Annotated in this window: 14 protein-coding genes and 2 tRNA genes; 10 read left to right on the top strand and 6 right to left on the bottom strand. The window is 63.8% G+C overall.

What is annotated here, in order from left to right:
• The first annotated feature begins 56 nt into the window (after positions 1 to 56).
• From C8C94_RS03340 to C8C94_RS03325, 4 genes are all read left to right on the top strand, one after another.
• Positions 57 to 1064, top strand: a complete 1008-nt coding sequence (locus tag C8C94_RS03340) for a P1 family peptidase (protein ID WP_121419703.1) — start codon at positions 57 to 59, stop codon at positions 1062 to 1064.
• 142 nt (positions 1065 to 1206) lie between these two features.
• Positions 1207 to 2004, top strand: a complete 798-nt coding sequence (locus tag C8C94_RS03335; RefSeq protein ID WP_055400756.1) for a lectin — start codon at positions 1207 to 1209, stop codon at positions 2002 to 2004.
• A gap of 13 nt (positions 2005 to 2017) precedes the next feature.
• The gene (locus tag C8C94_RS03330; RefSeq protein WP_233573376.1) at positions 2018 to 2545 is read left to right on the top strand and encodes an EF-hand domain-containing protein; all 528 of its coding nucleotides are present in this window, start codon (positions 2018 to 2020) and stop codon (positions 2543 to 2545) included.
• A gap of 133 nt (positions 2546 to 2678) precedes the next feature.
• The gene (locus tag C8C94_RS03325; protein WP_121419701.1) at positions 2679 to 4001 is read left to right on the top strand and encodes a TAXI family TRAP transporter solute-binding subunit; all 1323 of its coding nucleotides are present in this window, start codon (positions 2679 to 2681) and stop codon (positions 3999 to 4001) included.
• A gap of 207 nt (positions 4002 to 4208) precedes the next feature.
• Here C8C94_RS03325 and C8C94_RS03320 read toward each other — a convergent pair whose 3' ends face one another.
• Both C8C94_RS03320 and ettA read right to left on the bottom strand, forming a co-directional pair.
• A complete protein-coding gene (locus tag C8C94_RS03320) occupies positions 4209 to 6647 on the bottom strand; it encodes a DUF1631 family protein (RefSeq protein ID WP_121419700.1) in 2439 nt (812 codons plus the stop codon).
• A 60-nt stretch (positions 6648 to 6707) separates the two neighbouring features.
• Positions 6708 to 8369 carry an energy-dependent translational throttle protein EttA gene (gene ettA, locus C8C94_RS03315; RefSeq protein ID WP_055400762.1) on the bottom strand — a complete coding sequence of 554 codons (1662 nt, stop codon included), beginning with the start codon at positions 8367 to 8369 and terminating at the stop codon, positions 6708 to 6710.
• A 243-nt stretch (positions 8370 to 8612) separates the two neighbouring features.
• On the opposite strand from ettA, the gene C8C94_RS03310 reads away from it, so the two are divergent.
• The 4 genes from C8C94_RS03310 to C8C94_RS03295 all read left to right on the top strand — a co-directional run bounded on the left by C8C94_RS03310 (position 8613) and on the right by C8C94_RS03295 (position 14247).
• On the top strand, positions 8613 to 10442 hold the full coding sequence (locus C8C94_RS03310; protein WP_121419699.1) for a DEAD/DEAH box helicase: 1830 nt from the start codon (positions 8613 to 8615) through the stop codon (positions 10440 to 10442).
• Positions 10432 to 11091 carry a nucleoside-diphosphate sugar epimerase gene (locus tag C8C94_RS03305; protein WP_199731169.1) on the top strand — a complete coding sequence of 220 codons (660 nt, stop codon included), beginning with the start codon at positions 10432 to 10434 and terminating at the stop codon, positions 11089 to 11091. The genes C8C94_RS03310 and C8C94_RS03305 overlap by 11 nt, the downstream gene beginning before the upstream one ends.
• A gap of 33 nt (positions 11092 to 11124) precedes the next feature.
• Positions 11125 to 12240 carry an endonuclease/exonuclease/phosphatase family protein gene (locus C8C94_RS03300; RefSeq protein WP_121419697.1) on the top strand — a complete coding sequence of 372 codons (1116 nt, stop codon included), beginning with the start codon at positions 11125 to 11127 and terminating at the stop codon, positions 12238 to 12240.
• Between the two features lie 132 nt (positions 12241 to 12372).
• Positions 12373 to 14247, top strand: a complete 1875-nt coding sequence (locus tag C8C94_RS03295; RefSeq protein WP_121419696.1) for a M14 family metallopeptidase — start codon at positions 12373 to 12375, stop codon at positions 14245 to 14247.
• A gap of 210 nt (positions 14248 to 14457) precedes the next feature.
• Here C8C94_RS03295 and ybaL read toward each other — a convergent pair whose 3' ends face one another.
• Positions 14458 to 16212, bottom strand: a complete 1755-nt coding sequence (gene ybaL, locus C8C94_RS03290) for a YbaL family putative K(+) efflux transporter (RefSeq protein WP_121419695.1) — start codon at positions 16210 to 16212, stop codon at positions 14458 to 14460.
• 207 nt (positions 16213 to 16419) lie between these two features.
• On the opposite strand from ybaL, the gene C8C94_RS03285 reads away from it, so the two are divergent.
• A tRNA-Arg gene (locus C8C94_RS03285) sits at positions 16420 to 16496 on the top strand.
• Positions 16497 to 16640: 144 nt separating this feature from the next.
• Positions 16641 to 16919 (top strand): hypothetical protein, encoded by a 279-nt coding sequence (locus C8C94_RS03280; protein WP_147433219.1) that lies wholly within the window; start codon positions 16641 to 16643, stop codon positions 16917 to 16919.
• 312 nt (positions 16920 to 17231) lie between these two features.
• Here C8C94_RS03280 and C8C94_RS03270 read toward each other — a convergent pair whose 3' ends face one another.
• From C8C94_RS03270 to C8C94_RS03255, 3 genes are all read right to left on the bottom strand, one after another.
• Positions 17232 to 17915: an IPTL-CTERM sorting domain-containing protein gene (locus tag C8C94_RS03270; RefSeq protein WP_121419692.1), complete on the bottom strand. Its 684-nt coding sequence runs from the start codon at positions 17913 to 17915 to the stop codon at positions 17232 to 17234.
• A gap of 378 nt (positions 17916 to 18293) precedes the next feature.
• Positions 18294 to 18497 carry a hypothetical protein gene (locus C8C94_RS03260; protein WP_055400780.1) on the bottom strand — a complete coding sequence of 68 codons (204 nt, stop codon included), beginning with the start codon at positions 18495 to 18497 and terminating at the stop codon, positions 18294 to 18296.
• Positions 18498 to 18689: 192 nt separating this feature from the next.
• Positions 18690 to 18765 (bottom strand) — tRNA-His (locus tag C8C94_RS03255).
• Positions 18766 to 18795 lie beyond the last annotated feature (30 nt).

Genomic DNA, 18795 nt, shown 5'->3' with positions numbered 1-18795 from the left:
GGCCGACTGATGTCGCACAAGCCAGCTGGTGCGCCCGGGCACCATAATCGACGGCCATGAGTTCTCAACACGTTCTGGCCGGCAGCGCTGGCAGCATCACCCGCGTGGCAGGCATCGAGGTGGGCCACTTCACCGAAACCCGCCGCCCCACGGGCTGCACTGTCATCATCACCCGCGAGGGCGCTGTGGCCGGTGTGGATGTGCGTGGCGCCGCGCCGGGCACGCGCGAGACGGATTTGCTCCACCCCTCCAACCTGGTGGACAAGGTGCACGCCATCATGCTGGCCGGGGGCAGCGCCTGGGGGCTGGATGCCGCCACTGGCGCCGTGCGCTGGCTCGAAGAGCGCAACGTAGGCTTCGACGTGGCCGTGGGCCGCCTGCCCATCGTGCCTGCCGCCGTGCTGTTTGACCTGCTGGTGGGCGACATGCGTATCCGCCCCGACGCTGCGGCGGGCTACGCCGCGTGCGATGCGGCATCCACCGCCGACCCGGCCGAGGGCAATGTAGGTGCGGGCACGGGTGCGGCACTGGGCAAGATCTTCGGCATCCAGCGCGCGATGAAGGGCGGCATTGGCACCGCCTCTGTCACGGTGGATGGCGTGACGGTGGGCGCACTCATCGCCTGCAACGCCCTGGGTGACGTGATCGACCCCGCCACCGCGCAAGTCATCGCCGGGGCCCGCACCGACGACGGCCTGCGCCTGCGCGACACACGCCGAGCCCTGCTGCGCGGCGACCCGCCCCAGCCCCTGCTGGCGGGCACCAACACCACCATCGGCGTGGTGGCCACCGACGCCGTCATCACCAAGGTGCAGGCCCACCGCCTGGCCGTGGCCGCCCACGACGGCCTGGCGCGCAGCATCAACCCGGTGCACACCATGTCCGACGGCGACACGCTCTTCAGCCTGGGCACTGGCCGCGCAGGCAAAAGCCTGGGCATGATGGTACTGGCCACCATGGCGGCCGAGGCCACGGCCATTGCCACGGCACGCGCGGCACGCGCGGCGCGGTCCATCACCACGGCGGAAGGTTTGTACTTGCCCTGGGCTGGTGAGTTGGGGTAAACCATGGTCATGGGGCCATCGCCCATGAGCCCATATGATGCCCACACCGCGCGCAGGGCTCAGGCGCCAGAACACGCCCGGAGCGCACCGCGGCCCCCACGCGCCAGTCTTGCCACCCTATCAATCGCGACAAGGAGAATTCATGAAAGACCTAAACCGTCTGCGGCACAGCTGGTTGTTGTGCCTGCCTTTGCTCCTGAATACCCAAGCCGCCATCGCCCAGGACCAGTTCGTGGACCTGCAATCCAACGGTGGCTACACGTCCTATCGCCTGCCGGACGACACCACACAGGTGGACCTGAGCGCACAGACACAGGGGGCTTGCCGTTTCAATCGCACCTGGGGCTATGACCTGACGAACCGGGAACTGTGGACCAACGGGGGGTGTGGCGGCCGCTTCCAGATTACCCGCAGCTACGCCTCTGGCAACAGCAGTGGGTCCAACGCTGGCGCAGCTGTGGCCGCGGTGGCTGCCATCGCGGGCCTTGCGCTGCTGGCCAACCACAACCGGCACGACAACGACCGGCGACCCGAGTACCCGGACTATCCCGGCCAAGGTGGCGACTGGGGGCGAGAAGTCCGCGTGGACGGCCGCCTGTGCCTGGACGTGCGGGGTGGCAAGTTCCAGCCAGGCACCACATTGCAGGTGTATGAATGCAACGGCACCGCGTCCCAGCGGTTTGCTGTGGGGCGCGGGGGTGAGATCCGGGTACGCGACCTGTGCGTGGACGTGGACCGTGGCGACCCGCGCGATGGCGCACGGGTGGTGCTGTGGTCGTGCTCGGGCTCGCGCAGCCAAAGCTGGGCCACCCGTGGCGGCCAGATCGTGAGCCAGCTCACCGGCAAATGCCTGGACGTGGAGGATGGCCGGGTCCGCCAGGGCGCACACACCATGGTCTGGCCCTGCAACCGCAGTCCCAGCCAACGCTGGTGGTGGTAAAGAGGGCCCAATGATGATCACAACCCAAACCCCACACGCTCTGCGCACCATGCGCTTGCTGTGCAGTGCAGCAGCGGCAGGCACCTTCGCTCTGGCATGTGCATCCGCCGCGCAGGCAGCGGATGCCCCGGTGTCTTCCCCCACATCCCCACCCAAGGTGACCACCACGGCCCAGAAGCCAGCAGCACCATCGCGCGCCAACCGGCTCCAGGCGATCTGCTCGTCTGCTGACCTGAACCACGACGGCAAGGTGTCTCTGGAAGAGTTTCACCGGGACATCGTGCAAGGCTGGCACAACCTCTCGCCCGATGCGACAGGCCATGTCCAGCTCTCCGACCTGGCCCAGGTGCCGCGCATGGGCAAAGGCCGCCTGAAGCGACTTGCAGCCGTTGACACGGACAGCGACGGCAAGCTGTCGTTCAAGGAAGTCGTTGAAAGCCGCATGGCCTATTTCGACGCGGCGGATACCGATCAGGACGACCAGCTCTCCCTTCCGGAATGTGTGGCTTACGAGCGCCAGCGGCGCGGCAGCAAGCCATAGATCTCAGGAACTCCTGTCGCTCCTGGCCCCATGTGCCTGGAGGGCGTACGCCACAGCCACATGAGCAACCACGGGGCCTCGGACGGTCGCAGAGGTCTCGTGGTTGCTCCACCCCATGTTCAGCACTTATTCCATGTCCCAGGCTTTCCGCAATACCCTGCTTTCTCTGCGCGATCTGATCGTGTCGGCCGGTCCTCTCGCGTTTCTGGCGGTGGGACTGCTGGTGCTGGCGTACTGGTGGCTCAACCCCAACCCACCCAAAACCGTGACACTGGCCACAGGCCCGGCGCAAAGCGCTTACGAGGAGTTTGGCAAGCGCTACCAGAAGGCGTTGGCGGAGGACGGCATCGAAGTCCGGTTGCTGCCCAGCGATGGCTCTTCGCACAACCTGCAGCTGTTGCGTGAGGGCAAGGCCGATGTGGCGTTTGTGCAGGGTGGCACGGCCGAACTGCAACCCGATGATGCCGACGAGCTGGTGTCTCTGGGCAGCCTCTTTGTGGAGCCCGTGTGGCTGTTCTACCGTGCGGAGACTGCAGAACGTGTGTACAACACGCCGCGCATCGACAGCCTGCGGCAGTTGCGTGGCTGGCGGGTCAATGTAGGCTCAGACGGCAGTGGCGTGCCCAAGTTGATGGAGCGTCTGCTCGACGCCAACAAGGTGGCGCCTGGTGCGGTGCAGATGTCCCGGCTGGAGCAGACGCCAGCCACCGTGGAATTTCTGGCGGGAAGACTTGATGCGCTGGTGTTCGCCTCGGCCCCCGAATCGCTGATGGTGCAGATGCTGCTGCAGACACCCGGCGTGCAGTTGCTGGACTTTGCCCAGCACGAGGCCTATGCGCGGCGGTTTCCGTTCCTGACTCCGGTCACATTGCCGCGCGGCGTGGTGGACCTGGCGGCCAACGTGCCCACGCGGGATGTGCGCCTGGTGGCATCCACCACCTCGCTGCTGGCGCGCGATGCCACGCACCCTGCCCTGCTCACCCTGTTTGCGCAGAACGCGCAGAAACTGCACGGTGGATCGGGCTGGTTCAACCGGGCCCGCGAGTTCCCCAACTCACGCAATAGCGAACTTCCGATTGCCAAGGAAGGCGACCGGGCCATGAACGAGCCGGTGCCGATGCTGCAACGCTACCTGCCGTTCTGGATGGCAAACCTGATTGAGCGCATGTGGCTGGTACTGGGCATTTTGCTGGCGATCATGCTCCCGCTGTCGCGCGTCGTGCCGCCGCTGTACCAGTTCCGGGTGCGTTCACGCGTTTTCCGCTGGTATGGCCGGCTTCGTGAGATTGAAAACGACATGGAGGCTGGCAACATTGACGCCGCCGAGCTGCTCAAGGCCCTCAATACGCTGGAGGCACAGGCTGAAAAAGTGAGCGTACCGTTGTCCTACGCAGACGAGTTGTACGCGCTGCGCAATCACATTCACCTGGTGCGCAAAAAGTTGCTCCGCACTTGAGTGCACCGCTGAGTTGAATGCCTCTTTTCTGCAGGCAGCAGGCGAGGTAAACGGCCGAATGTGTTTTGGAGCGCCCGGAAGGCGCCCGCAACTTAGAGCGGCTAACAAAACTCCCCTGGCATCGTCGTTGCGTCTTGTCGTACCGATTGTACTGCCTGCGACGTAACGCCTAGCCAGGGCCGTTGCGCTGGGTTTTGTGAGCCGCTCTTAGCGTGTCTTGGAAGACTTGGAGCCCAACGGGGCAACTTTGGAGTAAGGGGCGCTACTGGGCACCTTCCGGGACGAGCCCGCTGAGACAGCGTCCAGAACACGGACCGTGGAGGACACTGCCGGAACCACCCGCAAGGAGCCGTCCGCAGCCAGCTTGTCACGCATCCGCCGGGTCATGGACTGCGTGCTTGCATCCGGTGCGGTGAAAAGGAACAGAGTGCCGTGTGGGCTGGCCCAGGTAAGTTGCGTGCGGACGACCCGGCCGTTGGTGACCAGCTCGACCCACGCGCCAATTACAAAGTCAGCGTAGGGATCGGGCGCATCCACGGGCGCCTGAACACTGTCCTCGGGGGCCACAGCGGAGGCTTGCGCTTCAGCAGAGGCTGCTTCTTGGGCCACCGGCTCGGGTTCTGGCTGAGGCGCCGCCACAGGTGCGGGCGCTGGCTTTTCAAAGGCCGACTGATGCAGCCCCACCAAACGCTGCAAGAAGGCGCTGGTCTGCACAGCGGGATAATTGATGGTCTTGAGCCCCTTGCGCAGCTTGGCCAGCAGGCCGGGAATGGCCTCGTTCAGGCGCTCAGGTTCCTGGCGGGTCAGGTCGGGTTGGGCGCTCCATAGCAGCACAGGTACCAGCGCCAAGTAGCCACCGGGGTCCTCATCCTGCCCATCTCCGCCCTTGAGCACCTGCGCCAAGGCGATCACATCCGCCCATGGGCCGGCGGCAAAATCGAGCACGTCGGCAGGCACGTTCTCCAGATCAGGCAGCCTGCGGATGTCGGCCGCAGTCTTTTCGGCCAGCATTTCCCGCTGCTCCGCTTGGAGCAAGGCTTTTTGCTGCGCTTCCTGATGGGCCTTGATCTTCTGCTCCTGAGTCTCCCAGGCAGACTGCAGGGCCTTGAGCACGGTATCAAAAGGCCCTGCATCTTTGATTTCGTTGGCAGTCAGGTGCTCCACCGCCCCTTGCACCAAGCGCATGAAACTGCTGAACCCCGGCGTTGCTTCTGCGGTGAACGCCAGGCTGCGTTGCGTCAGCTCATCCAGCAAACGGCGCGCGGGATGGGTGCCATCGGTGAAAAAACGCCCATCGTGTGTCACCAGTTGTTTGAGTGCGGGCTCTAAACTCTTCACAGCCTTCTGCACGGGCGGCAGAAGGCGAGCATCCTGGGCAATGTTCTCCATCATGCGGCCAACCACCTCAATGGCCATGGCCGGGGATTGGGTGGCCGCCTCCATCGGCATGGCCGCGTACACCACAGGAGCCACGCCCGGGCCCCGCCACCCCGTCAAAGGCGCCGACAGCGAAGCTGCCTGGCTGCCGCTGGCGAGCCTTCCCACCAAGCGTTCGAGCTGGGCCATGTCCTCGATGGCCTCAGCCGCTGCACCCACAGGGTAGTAACCACCGCCTTGCGGCATGGGTTGGGCACCCGCCACAACCCCACCCGCAGGAGGCACACCCCACGCAGGCTGCAAAGCCACCGGCTGCGAAGGCATGGCGCCATATGCGCGTGGATCAAAAGGATCTCCGCCAGCCAACATCTGGCGCAGGATGCCCACCGTCAACAATGCTTCTTCTGCGGCGGGCGCCATCGGCGATTGCAGGGAATCGCCACTCCAGCCAGTGGAAGGCCCCATGCCACGGCCATAGCCGGTGTTGCCATAGTCTCCCATGGGCGCGCCCATCGAATTGCCATAGCCGGAGTAACCCCCACCATAGCCGGTACCCATGCCGGTGTTGGTGCCAGGGCCACCGTAGCCACCGCCACGACCCGCGTTGCCGCCGGGCGTGCCGAGCACCGCGTAGCCCACGGGCTGAACACCATGTTCGCGCAGGCTGGCAGCCGTTTTTTTGTATTCATCCACCAGCAGCTTACCCAACAGGTCGCGCATGTGCTGCATCCACAGCTGGCGCACTTCGGGCGATACACCAGTGTCTCCCACCACTTGCTGGAGCGCGCGGATATAGCTTTCGGGGCGCAGTGGGTTGCGTTCGGGTTGCACACTACGCAAGCCCTGTGCGGAACTGACGAGGGTGTTGAGTTCGGCCAGTACCGCATCAGTGGCATGCAACGCCGATTGCTGCGCCTTGGACAGCTCCACCTGCGCCTGCATCTCGTTCTCATCCATGAGCGAGAGTTCACCGAAGTCCATGCCGGTGTCCTCGGCAGAACTGCGGCCTTTGGCAGCGGGACCTTCTGCAAAAATCTCCAGCAGGGCCATGGGATAACCCTTGACCAGCGCAGCTTCATGCTGGTTCAGCAAGCGCAGGCTGTCACTGACCAGATTGCGCTGCTGGATATTGCGGACGACAGACTCCTCACCCGTCAGGGCCCCTTGCGTGACCTTGACCAATTCCTGCATCAACGCCTCGCCGCCGCGCACGGCGTTGACGACACAGGCGCGGAAAACAGTTCTCGAACGAGAAGCAGTCTGGGACATGGTGGGGAGGAATCGATCGGACAACAGGTTTCCAGATGCAATGCTACTTGACCTGACGCCTTATTTGAGGGCTTTGAACCTCATTCGTTTGGGTTTTGCCCCTTCTTCACCCAGGCGCTTCTTCTTGTCGGCCTCGTACTCCTGGTAATTGCCGTCAAAGAACGTCCACTGGCTGTCACCTTCAGCCGCCAGGATGTGGGTGGCGATCCGGTCCAGGAACCAACGATCGTGGCTGATTACCAACATCGTGCCGGCAAATTCCAGCAGCGCGTCTTCCAGAGCCCGCAAGGTTTCCACGTCCAGATCGTTGGACGGCTCGTCCAGCATCAGCACGTTGCCGCCCGCAATCAGGGTCTTGGCCAGGTGCAAACGACCGCGCTCCCCCCCTGAGAGCATGCCAACCTTCTTTTGCTGGTCGCCGCCATTGAAGTTGAACCGGCCACAGTAGGCGCGGCTGGCCATCTGGAATTTGCCCACGTTCAGGATGTCGAGCCCGCCCGATACGTCTTCCCAGACGGTCTTGTCATTCGACAAGTCATCGCGGTGCTGGTCCACAAAGGCCATCTTGACGGTGGAGCCGATAACGACCTCCCCCGCGTCCGGCTTTTCCTTGCCCGCAATCAGCTTGAACAGCGTGGACTTACCGGCGCCGTTGGGCCCGATGATGCCGACGATGGCGCCTGCAGGAATGTTGAAGCTCAAGTTGTCGATCAGCACGCGGTCGCCAAACGACTTGGTGACGTTCTTGAACTCGATCACCTGGCTGCCCAGACGGTCCGCCACGGGGATGAAGATTTCGTTCGTTTCGTTGCGCTTCTGGTATTCGTAATCGCTCAGTTCCTCAAAGCGGGCCAGACGGGCCTTGCTCTTGGCCTGGCGGGCCTTGGGGTTCTGGCGCGACCATTCAAGTTCCTTCTTCAGGGCCTTGGCGCGGGCTTCCTCACCCTTTTGTTCGGCTTCCAGACGGGCGCCTTTCTGGGTCAGCCAGTCGGAGTAATTGCCCTTGTAGGGGATGCCGGACCCACGGTCCAGTTCCAGAATCCATTCGGCGGCGTTGTCCAGGAAGTAGCGATCGTGGGTGATGGCCACCACGGTGCCGGAGTAGCGCTGCAGGAACTGCTCCAGCCAGTCCACCGATTCGGCGTCCAAGTGGTTGGTAGGCTCGTCGAGCAGCAGCATGTCGGGCTTGGACAGCAGCAGGCGGCACAGCGCCACGCGGCGTTTTTCACCACCGGAGAGCACGCCGATGTTGGCGTCCCACGGTGGCAGGCGCAGCGCGTCGGCGGCGATTTCCAATTGGTGCTCGGAGTCGGTACCCGCCGTTGCAATAATGGCTTCCAGCTCGGCCTGTTCGGCGGCCAGCGCGTCAAAGTCGGCATCTTCAGCGCCATAGGCGGTGTATACCTCTTCCAGACGGGCCTTGGCGGCAAAAACCTTGCCCATGCCGGCTTCCACGCTCTCCCGCACGGTTTGTGTCGGGTCCAGCTGGGGTTCCTGGGGCAGATAGCCGATGTTCAGACCGGCCATGGGGATGGCCTCGCCTTCGATTTCCTTGTCAAGGCCCGCCATGATCTTCAGGAGGGTGGACTTACCCGAACCGTTAGTCCCCAATACGCCAATCTTGGCGCCCGGGAAGAAGCTCAGGGAGATGTCTTTCAAGATCTGCCGCTTGGGCGGCACGATCTTGCCGACGCGATTCATGGAAAAAACGTATTGGGCCATTGAGTGTCAAACCTGCAAAAATGAGCAGAAATTCTGCGTGCAAACCGAGATTATCGGGCCATGCGACAATACCCACCGTAGCGGGCTCCAGTTGCCCGCCACATCAGCACACTGCTGGGGACGAAGGAAGCATCAACTTCCAGGCTCCCACTCTTGAACCTCATCGGCTTGAGACTGGCTCGACAACCTCCCGGTTGCACGACAGGCCGATACCCAGCGCCCCGGACGGGCGCATCCAAAGACATGACATTTGACGAACTGAACCTGGCTCCTGCCATCCTGAAGGCCGTGCACGAAACGGGCTACGAAACCCCCACGCCCATTCAGGCCCAGGCCATTCCCGCCGTGCTCGCAGGCCACGACCTGCTGGCTGGCGCGCAGACTGGCACCGGCAAGACCGCCGCGTTTACCCTGCCCATGCTGCACCGCCTTTCGCAAAGCGCTGCCCCCAAGAACAAGTTCGGTGGCAAGGGCATCCGTGCCCTGGTGCTGACGCCCACCCGCGAACTCGCCGCCCAGGTGGAAGAATCCGTGCGCGAATACGGCAAATACCTGGATATCAACTCCACCGTCGTCTTCGGCGGTGTGGGCATGAACCCGCAGATCGACCGCGTCAAGCGCGGGGTGGACATTCTGGTGGCCACGCCCGGCCGCCTGCTGGACCTGCAGCAGCAGGGCTTCCTGGACCTGTCGACCGTGCAGGTGCTGGTGCTCGACGAGGCCGACCGCATGCTGGACATGGGTTTCATCCACGACGTGAAGAAGGTGCTGGCCCTGGTGCCCAAGGACAAGCAAAGCCTGCTGTTCTCGGCCACCTTCAGCGATGAAATCCGCGACCTGGCCAACACCCTGCTCAAGAACCCTCAGAGCATCCAGGTCACCCCCAGCAACACCACCGTGCAGCGCATCTCGCAGGTGATTCACCCCGTGGGCCGTGGCAAGAAGAAGCAGGTGCTGCTGCATATCATCCAGCAGCACAACTGGAGCCAGGTGCTGGTGTTCACCCGCACCAAGTTTGGTGCCAACAATGTGGCCGAGTTCCTGACCAAGAACGGCGTGCAGGCCATGGCCCTACACGGCAACAAGAGTCAGAGTGCGCGCACCCAGGCACTGGCAGGCTTCAAAAGCGGCGAAATCCGCGCTCTGGTGGCCACCGACATTGCAGCGCGCGGCATTGACATCGACGACCTGCCGCACGTCGTCAACTACGAAATCCCGAACGTCTCTGAAGACTACGTGCACCGGATTGGCCGCACGGGCCGCGCTGGCGCTACCGGCGAAGCCGTGAGCCTGGTCTGCATGGACGAAGAAGGCTTCATGATGGACATCGAGCGCTTCACCAAGCAGCAGATCCCGGTCCAGATCATCGAAGGCTTCGGCCCCGACGCGGGCGAGAAGGCAGAGCCCATCGCCATGGGCCGCCAGACCATCTGGGGCGGTGCAGGCAAGCCCCCGAGCCGTGACGTGATGCAGGCAGCCGCCAAGGCAGCCCGCAGCGAAATGATGGACCGCATCCGCACCAACAAGGCCGGCCAGGGTGCTGGCGGCGGCGGTGGCGGTGACCGCGGCCCCCGCAGTGGCGGCGGCGGTGGTGCCCGTGGTGGCCGCGCCGGTGGTGCCCCTGCTGCAGCGGGCGGTGGCGGCAATGGTCCGCGCGGTGGCCGTGCCGGTGGTGGCGGTGGCGCCCAGGGCGGCGGCGCACGCGCTGGCGGCCAGGCACCTGCACGCGGCCGCTCCGGCGGCAGCGCCGGTGGCGGAGGCGGCGGCTACGAAGGCGGCAATCGCTACGACGACTCGCAACCCCCACGCGCGAATGCCCACCTGGGCACGCACATGGGCCATGCCAACCCAGGCCATCGCAACTCCAGCCATGCAGGCGGCGGCGCTGGCGGCCAGCCAGATCCCATGCGCACCAGCGTGGACAGCTTGGGCGGCGGCGGTCGCCGTGGCGGTGGTGGCTATCGTGGCAACAACGGTGGAGGTGGCGGCTATGGCGGAGGCACGGGTGGTTCTGGTGGCCGGGGCAACGGGTCTCGTGGGCCGGGCGGTTCTCGCGGCTCTTTTGGCCGCTGATCCGTCGGTAGGCAAAAACACAGCCCATACCGGCACAGCGCCGGGCGAAGCGCTGCCACCCGAGGTGCATGCGCTGTATGCCCTTGGTCGGCGCACGCCTGACATCACGCATCCACGGCTGCACCTGCACGCTGTGGATTTTGCGGCCTTGGGCGCACAGCCCGCGGTCCCGGGCCTGCCGCATGTAGATGATGTCTACATCACGTTGGGGACGACCATCGCAGCGGCTGGCAGCCAGCAGGCTTTTCGCGCGGTGGACCACGACGCGGTCATTGCCACCGCGCGCACAGCGATGGCGGCCGGGGCCACCCGCTGCGGGGTAGTGACCGCCATGGGTGCAGACGCAAATTCCCGCATCTTCTACAACCGTATCAAAGGCGAGGTCGAGCAGGCGCTCAAAAGCCTGGGCTTTGACACGCTCGTGATCGCGCGCCCATCGCTGCTGCTGGGTGAACGCCGGGCTCTGGGCCAGGCCGCGCGCCCCGCCGAGTCCCTGTCCATCAAGGCCTTCAAGCTGCTGGACCCGCTCATCCCCGCCAGCTACCGCGCCCGCCCCGGTGACGATGTGGCGCGAGCGCTTGTCCATGCCGTGCAAACGCGGCCTTCGGGGCTGCACGTCCTGTCAGGCAACGCGCTGCAGGTCTTCTGACCTCCTCCTCAGTCCACTGCAGTTGCCTGTGCGATGCTGTGGCCTATGCGCCCCAACGACTTCCCCCAGCCCCTGGCCACTTTGATGGTGGCCACCTGCAATGTGCTCAACCTGGCCAATCCTGGCCGCCTGTTCTACGAGAACCAAGACCCCTACAGCCAGACAGAGTTTGATCGCAAGCTCACCTGGCTGGGCGACCGGTTTCGCATGCTCAATGCCGACGTGCTGGCAGTACAGGAGGTGTGGGACGACGCAGCATTCAAGGGCGCCCTCGGCCGCAGCGGCCTGCGCTACGACTTCGTGGCGGTACCCGGGGCGGAGAACGATGCGACGCACACTGGAGCACAAGGCACGCCCCGGGTAGGCATTGCGACACGGCTCAAGGTGGATGCCTTGCAGTCGTTTGCGGAATTTCCCCCGGGCTTCCAGGTAGAAATACCGGGCCTGGGCCTGCACACCCGCTTTGAACGGCCGCCTCTGGTTGCAACACTGCGCATGAAACACGGACAGAGCCTGAACGTACTGACGGCCCACCTCAAATCCAAGCGGCCCAAGTTCCTGCAGGATGCACAGGGCAACCCCACGGAAGACCGGGACGACCGCAAGGTGATGGCGCTGGCATCGTTGCGCTCGCTGATCATGCGGGGCGCCGAAGCCATGGCGCTGCGCTGCCTGGTCATCGACCTGCTGCACCGCACCAGCGTGCCGCTGGTGGTCTTGGGCGATTTCAATGACACCCCGGACAGCGTCACCACACAGCTCATCTGCGCCACCAATGAGATCGCCTACGACCGCTCGGCACGCGATGTCGCGCTGTTCAATGCCTACGACCTGCAGGGCGATGCGGCGCTGAAGAAGGATGTCGCGTACTCACACATCCACCAAGGCTCGCCCAGCGTGCTGGACCAGATTCTGGTGAGCGAGGAATTCGTGCACAACGGCAGGAACAGCATGGGCGACGTGCGGCGCGTGGACTACTTCAACGACCACCTGCACGAAGGACGTGACAGGACCCGATCGGACCACGGTTTTGTGCGCGCACTGCTGCGGCTGAAGATGGCACAGCAGACGGAGCCCTCACCTGCACCGTCCACCTCCGCCGGCACCTCGCTGGCCTCGAATCCAGTCCCATCGGCCCCAAAACTGTGACATCGCACAGGGCTTTGGCGCGTCAACCCCGGGTTTGCAACGGGATGTACGCTGACACGGCATGGCGGTGACGGGCAGGTAACATCACCGTAACAAAGCCGCCCGGCCAGGCCCCAAAAGGCAGATACCACCATGAACATGTACCCCAACCCTCACCGCACCCCACCAGAAGCGTCATCGGCCCTGCCGCCACCGGCTCGCCCACAGCGCATGCCCTGGAAGGTCTCGGCGTTGCTGGCAGCCGTGCTGCTGACGGCGTGCTCCAGCACCCCGCTGCCACCCTGGCCATCAGCGCCAGCCACGCGAACCAGCGCACCGGCCCCCTTGCCCCGCGCTCAGCCAGGTACGGTGGTGCCAGCGCCCTTGGGCCAGGCACCACAGGCACAGGCCCCGCGCCAAGGGGCGATCGCCAGCCCGCTGCCACCGCCCGCTCCGCTGGTTGTGCAAAACGAAGGCCCGATGGCGCCACCCTACGGTGCGGCCGTGGCGGCCCGGTTCCCTGATCCACCCATGGCCTACAGCACGCCCGGCCTGGGGCCGGACCGCAGGGCATTCACCACCAACGCGGAGCTGGGCCAGTGGCTGCATTCACTGGCCGACCCGGCTCCCCGTGGGCCCACGCGCACCAAGCTGCTCAACCTGGGCATGTCGCAGCGCGGTGAACCCATCCTGGGCCTGCTGGTGACCCGCGCTGCGGGCACGGAACCCGCCAACCTGGACACCAGCGGGCGGCCCACCGTGGTGCTCGTCGGCCAGCAGCACGGCGACGAGCCCGCAGGCAGCGAGGCGCTGCTCGTGATCAGCCGTGAACTGACCCATGGGCTGCTGGAACCCCTGCTAGACCGGATCAACGTGGTGGTAGTGCCGCGCGCCAACCCCGATGGCGCCGCCGTTGGCACCCGCGTCACGGCCAATGGCGTGGACATGAACCGCGACCACCTGCTGCTGAACACCCCCGAGGCCCGCGCTCTGGCCAAGGTGGTGAACGACTACCGCCCCATCCTGGTGGTGGATGCCCATGAATACACGGTGGTGGGCCGCTACCTGCAGAAATTCAACGCCATCCAGCGTTATGACGCCCTGCTGCAGTACACCACCACCGCGAACTACCCCGAGTTTCTGACCAAGGCCTCGCAGGAGTGGTACCACCAGCCCATGGTGGCGGCCCTGAAGGCCCAGGGCCTGACCAGCGACTGGTACTACACCACCTCGACGAACCCGGACGACAAACGCATCTCCATGGGGGGCACCCAACCCGACACCGGCCGCAATGTGAACGGCCTGAAGAACACCGTCAGCCTGCTGATCGAAACACGGGGCGTGGGCATCGGGCGGATGCACATCCAGCGCCGCGTGCATTCGCAGGTCACGGCCATCACCAGTGCACTGCGCAGCACCGCCGAGCGGGCAGCCAACCTGGAGCAGGTCCGATCCTTCGTCGTGCGCGACGTAAGCGCCCAGGCCTGCCGCGACCAAGTGGTGGTAGAGGCAGCGGCCACTCCCACCCAGCGCGAGCTGGACTTCCTGGACCCCGAAACGGGTGCAGACCGCGCCATCCGGGTGGACTGGAACTCATCCCTCACCTTGCGCCCCACCAAAACCCGCGCCCGCCCCTGCGGCTACTGGCTGTCGGCCAGCTCCACCGCCGCCGTTGAGCGCTTGAAAATGCTCGGCCTGCAGGTGATGCGCGTGGCCGAATCCGGATCGGCACTGGCCGATATCTACCGCGAAACCGCGCGTGAGTCCGGCGACCGGCAGGACGTGATCGGCACCATCGCCGGGGGTAAGGGCATTGTCCGCGTGCAGGTATCGCCAGTGCGCAGTGCCATCGACGTGCCTGCGGGCAGCTTCTATGTGCCACTGAATCAGCCCCGCGCCAACCTGGCGGTGGCCGCCCTGGAGCCCGACACGCAAAACAGCTACTTTGCCAACCACCTGATTGACGAGCTGGGAAATACCGCGCGCATCATGTCCCCCCCTGCCCTGGTGTTTGAAGACATCAACTAGCGCTTGAATGCGCCTGCCTGAAACCCACCACTGCCGAACAACGCAAGGTCTTGTGGGTCCAGGCGGCAGAAATACGGGCCAAGGCGCAGGAGGCAGTGCGCAGGAGCAGCCCAACGAGGCTGCAACCAGTGCCCCGGCAGAGAAAAAACTATAAAACTAATAGCTACCAGCGCTTGTCCATCAAGCGCTAGCAGCCAAACACACTGATATTCAGACCCCACCGTGCAGCGATGCAGGGCGGGTATGCCGCGCAAGGCGTGCTTCGGTACGCTCCAGCACATGGCGGGCCATGGCCTGGGCCAGCGCCTCGTCGGCCAGGAACACCGTGCTGTCGCACTCCTGCGCAAGCCGCCGCGCTTCATCGCCGCTGTGGCTGCGCACCACGGTTTCGATATGGGGGTTCAGTGTGCGCGCGGTGGTGATGATCTGCCGCACATTCAGGGTGTCCGGCGTAGCAATGACCAGCATGGCGGCGCGGGCAATGTGCGCTTGAATGAGCACGGCAGGGTCCACCGCATCACCAAACACTGCTGCAATGCCAGACTCCCGCAATGACTCCACCAGTTCGCGGTTCTGCTCGGCAACCACGAACGGGATGTCGTTGGCCACCAGCACATTGGCAACGCGGCGCCCCACCCTGCCGTATCCCACCAGCACCACTTGCCGCGCGAGATAGCGGGCGTCGGTGCTCATGGGCAGTTCGGCCAGGGGGTCGTCGCGCTGCTCCAGTCGCCGCGCCAATGCCGAACGGGCACGCAGCCAGGCCTGCAGCGGGGCAATGGCGTGAAAGAGCATCGGATTGAGCGCCATCGAGATCAGCGCCCCCGCCAGCACCAGGCTGGCCCCTTCGGGCGGCAGCAGCCCCAGTGACGAACCCAGCGCCACGAGAATGAAAGAGAACTCCCCGATCTGCGCCAGGCTCGCCGAAACGGTGAGCGCCGTATTGAGCGGGTAGCGAAATGCCAGCACCAGGGCTGCCGCAGCCAGCGTCTTGCCCAGCATGATGATCGCCACCACCGCCAGCACCTGCATTGGCCGGCTCCACAGCACGGAGGGGTCGAACAACATGCCCACCGAGACAAAAAACAGCACAGCAAAAGCGTCGCGCAGCGGCAAAGACTCTTGCGCAGCCCGGTGGCTGAATTCCGACTCGCGCATCACCATACCGGCAAAAAAAGCCCCCAGCGCAAACGACACCCCAAACAGCGCTGCCGACCCAAACGCAATGCCCACCGCAGCGGCCACCACACAGAGCGTGAACAGCTCCCGCGAACCCGTGCGCGCCACCTGCCAGAGCACCCAAGGGAACAGACGGCGCCCCACCAGCAGCATCAGCGCAACAAACCCTCCAACCTGCAGCAACGTCCATCCCAAGGTCTGCCACAGCGCCGCGCCATCCACGCCCTGGGCGGCGGAACCTTCCCCCCCTTTGCCGCCACCCAGCCAGCCTGCCAGCGGCGGCAGCAACACCAGCACCAACACCATGGCCAAGTCTTCCACCACCAGCCAACCCACGGCAATCCGGCCCGTGTGACTGTCCAGAATGCCCAGGGTCTCCAGCGCACGCAACAGCACCACCGTGCTAGCCACCGAGAGCGCCAAGCCAAACACCAAAGCCCCGCCCAAGCCCCAGCCCCACCAGGTGGCCAAAGCCATGCCCAGCGCCGTGGCCACCATTATCTGCACCACCGCCCCGGGCACCGCAATCTTGCGCACGGCCAGCAGATCACCCCACGAGAAATGCAGGCCGACGCCAAACATCAACAGCATCACGCCGATTTCAGCCAACTGGCTGGCCATTGCCGCATCTGCCACAAAACCAGGTGTGTACGGCCCGATGACCACGCCCGCCAGCAGATACCCGATCAACGCTGGCAACCGCAACCGCGTAGCCACAAAACCCAACGCCAGGGCCAGCCCAAGCGCGGCAGCGATGGTGTGTATGAGCGTGACGCTGTGCGGCATGGTGCGGACGGGGTGGGGGAATGCGTTAGCGGGTAGGTGACCTCGTTATACCCGCATCCACAGGGCTTTTGCTACTACCAACATCGGAGCCGCCATCTTCGGGCCAGCTCCGTACGCAGGGTATGATTCGCGGTCTGCGCTACAGCGCAGTTGCGAAATGTTTTGCAATACAAGCAAGTAGGCGCTTCTCTGCAAAAAGCTTGTCTACTGCCCGTAGCTCAACTGGATAGAGCAATAGCCTTCTAAGCTATAGGTCGGGGGTTCGAGTCCCTCCGGGCAGGCCACCCCATCCCCTCTGAAAAACACCTTTTCTGCATTGCGCCAGGGAAGAATCGGGGAGGAATTTTCGATTGATGCTCCGCCATCCTGACAAAATCGCAGGCATGGCCGCCCAGAACATCGTAGACCTCCCACCCTGCCGCCCAGGCATGGCAGACACCCACCGCCGCGCGACAAACGCATTCCGCGCACACTGGCGCGCACACGGTACAGCGCAACCGCAGAAGCTGGTCCTGACCAGGGCCCAGGCCGACGATCTGCTTCTGTGCCGCCTCTATGGCTGCGTGCCAATGAATGGCGTGAAGCCAGAGCAAAGCAAATTCAATGGCAGCCCGGTAGAGGTATCGGATGCCACTGCTGGCGTTCTTGTGGCCCACGATGGCACCGAGATGCCGCTGGCGGACTTTGACCAACTAGCTCACGCCTGAAGCCAGCTCTGGACGGTCGTTCTATATGGATGACCTCCTACGACGGCCGACACAGGCGAGTGTCCCAATGGACTCTTTCCGCAAGGAGCTCGCCATGGCCACCGACCCGAACGAACACCCAGCCCACAAGGTCCCCGAGACCTATCCCCTTCCCCCGGGCGACCTGCCGCCCAGTACCGAGACGTCGACTGTCCCCCCGCAGCCCCAGCTCTCCCAATCAGGGCCGGACTACGTTGGCGAAATTGAGGATGAAGGTGCAGATCCTGTGGGCCTGTCGCCCAGGACCAGATTTCTTCCGATTGCGGACGTCCCTTAGCCCCGCTGACGCCGCATAGCTACCATGCCCAGAATAGCCAGCAATGACGACAGTCCAAGTAAGGCGTACTCACCGAGCGTGGGAATGCTAGCTGGAGCGGCGGGTGGCGCTAGCCCCACATTGATGATGATCTCGTCGCCAGATGGCACGAACAACGTTTGAGTCCCCACGTTGAGGCCAATCGCTGCCAACGTCGTACCTGCAAAAGTCGTTTGATTGACGAGCGGAGACGCTGAAACATAGTTTTCCGGTAGGTACAGTTCAGTTCCCAGGAGGAACACGTTGGGCCCCGAAGAGCTTGACCCAGCGGTCGGCACTATAGAAGGCAGCGAAATGCCAGGCGACAGCGCCCCAGGATACCAATCTCCGTTTGTGTCTGAGCCAATGCAGAGGGCATTTGTACCGATGAATCCATCGCCAAGAAGACACGGTCCAATGAGGCCCACGGAGGAGAAAGAACTGGTGTTTATCGAGCCTGAGCCACTCATCACGACATCAGGCCCCACCTGATTGATGTTGATCGTGTAGACGGCCTGAGCTAGGTTCGCTCCCAGGAAGAAAATCAAGCCCACGCCAACGTCTCGCAAATTCATCTCCACCCCTTCATAAGAATACGTATCATTTGAAGTGTAGAGGATGTCTTTGATCCAGCCTAAGCCAAAGTTGCGGGCACGGCCCATGTAACGTCGGTTTTGGGGTGGTGAAGAGGTCGGCCCCTCCAGCTCCCGAAGGGCGATGCAAGGCGCCAAGCTGGTGAATTTGCCTATGTCCTCCCGGGGCTCCAAAATCACCCAGCTCCTCACGGCCGTCAAATACTTGGGCCCGGTAGTTCCCGGGTTCTATCTTGTCGATTCCAGCGTCAGGATCATCAGCGTTCAATGGATCAGGAGACCGCACAGCCACAGCGTGGAATGCGGTCCACAGCCGACCATCACAGCGTCGGCTTCCACCCCTGGCTCACGATTCAAGCGGCGCGGTGGCTCAGTTCTACTTCGGCACGGACATTTCATGCACTGATGCCTGAAGGGACACTCCCTTCCATCAAAACATTCGGAGCACTATCGGTTTGGCTGCGGGACCGCAGCGTAGTTCATGGCAATGGCCTGGACCACTGCGCCAATGAGCGCGCCATCGCCCGCACTCTGAGGCAAAACCTCCCGAACGATCTGGACCGCGTACTCCAGCTGCTCCTTGGCAAGGGCTGCTGACATGGCGTTGCCACGTTTTTCGCTGGGCGACGCGTCGCGGATCACAAGGCTCATGGAAGACTCCAGAAAAAGCTAAAGACGCAGTATGCGCTGCATACGACGCGCTCCATCCCGGCACTACCCAAATCCCGCCAAGAAAGACTGTTCGAAGAGTGGGCAGAAGCAATGGCTCCGGACTGCCCCTCACATGCTGGAGGCCCAAAACAAAAAAGCGCCGCAACATTTGTTGCGGCGCTTTTTCTGATTTGGGGTGGCTGATGGGGCTCGAACCCACGACAACAGGAATCACAATCCTGGACTCTACCAACTGAGCTACAGCCACCGTAGCTTTGTATTATAGCCTGGGATTTGA

Source organism: Acidovorax sp. 94 (assembly GCF_003634645.1).
Taxonomy (GTDB): Bacteria; Pseudomonadota; Gammaproteobacteria; order Burkholderiales; family Burkholderiaceae_C; genus Acidovorax; species Acidovorax facilis.
Note: the sequence above shows the minus strand (reverse complement) of the source record. Positions and strands in the feature narration are given on the sequence as shown.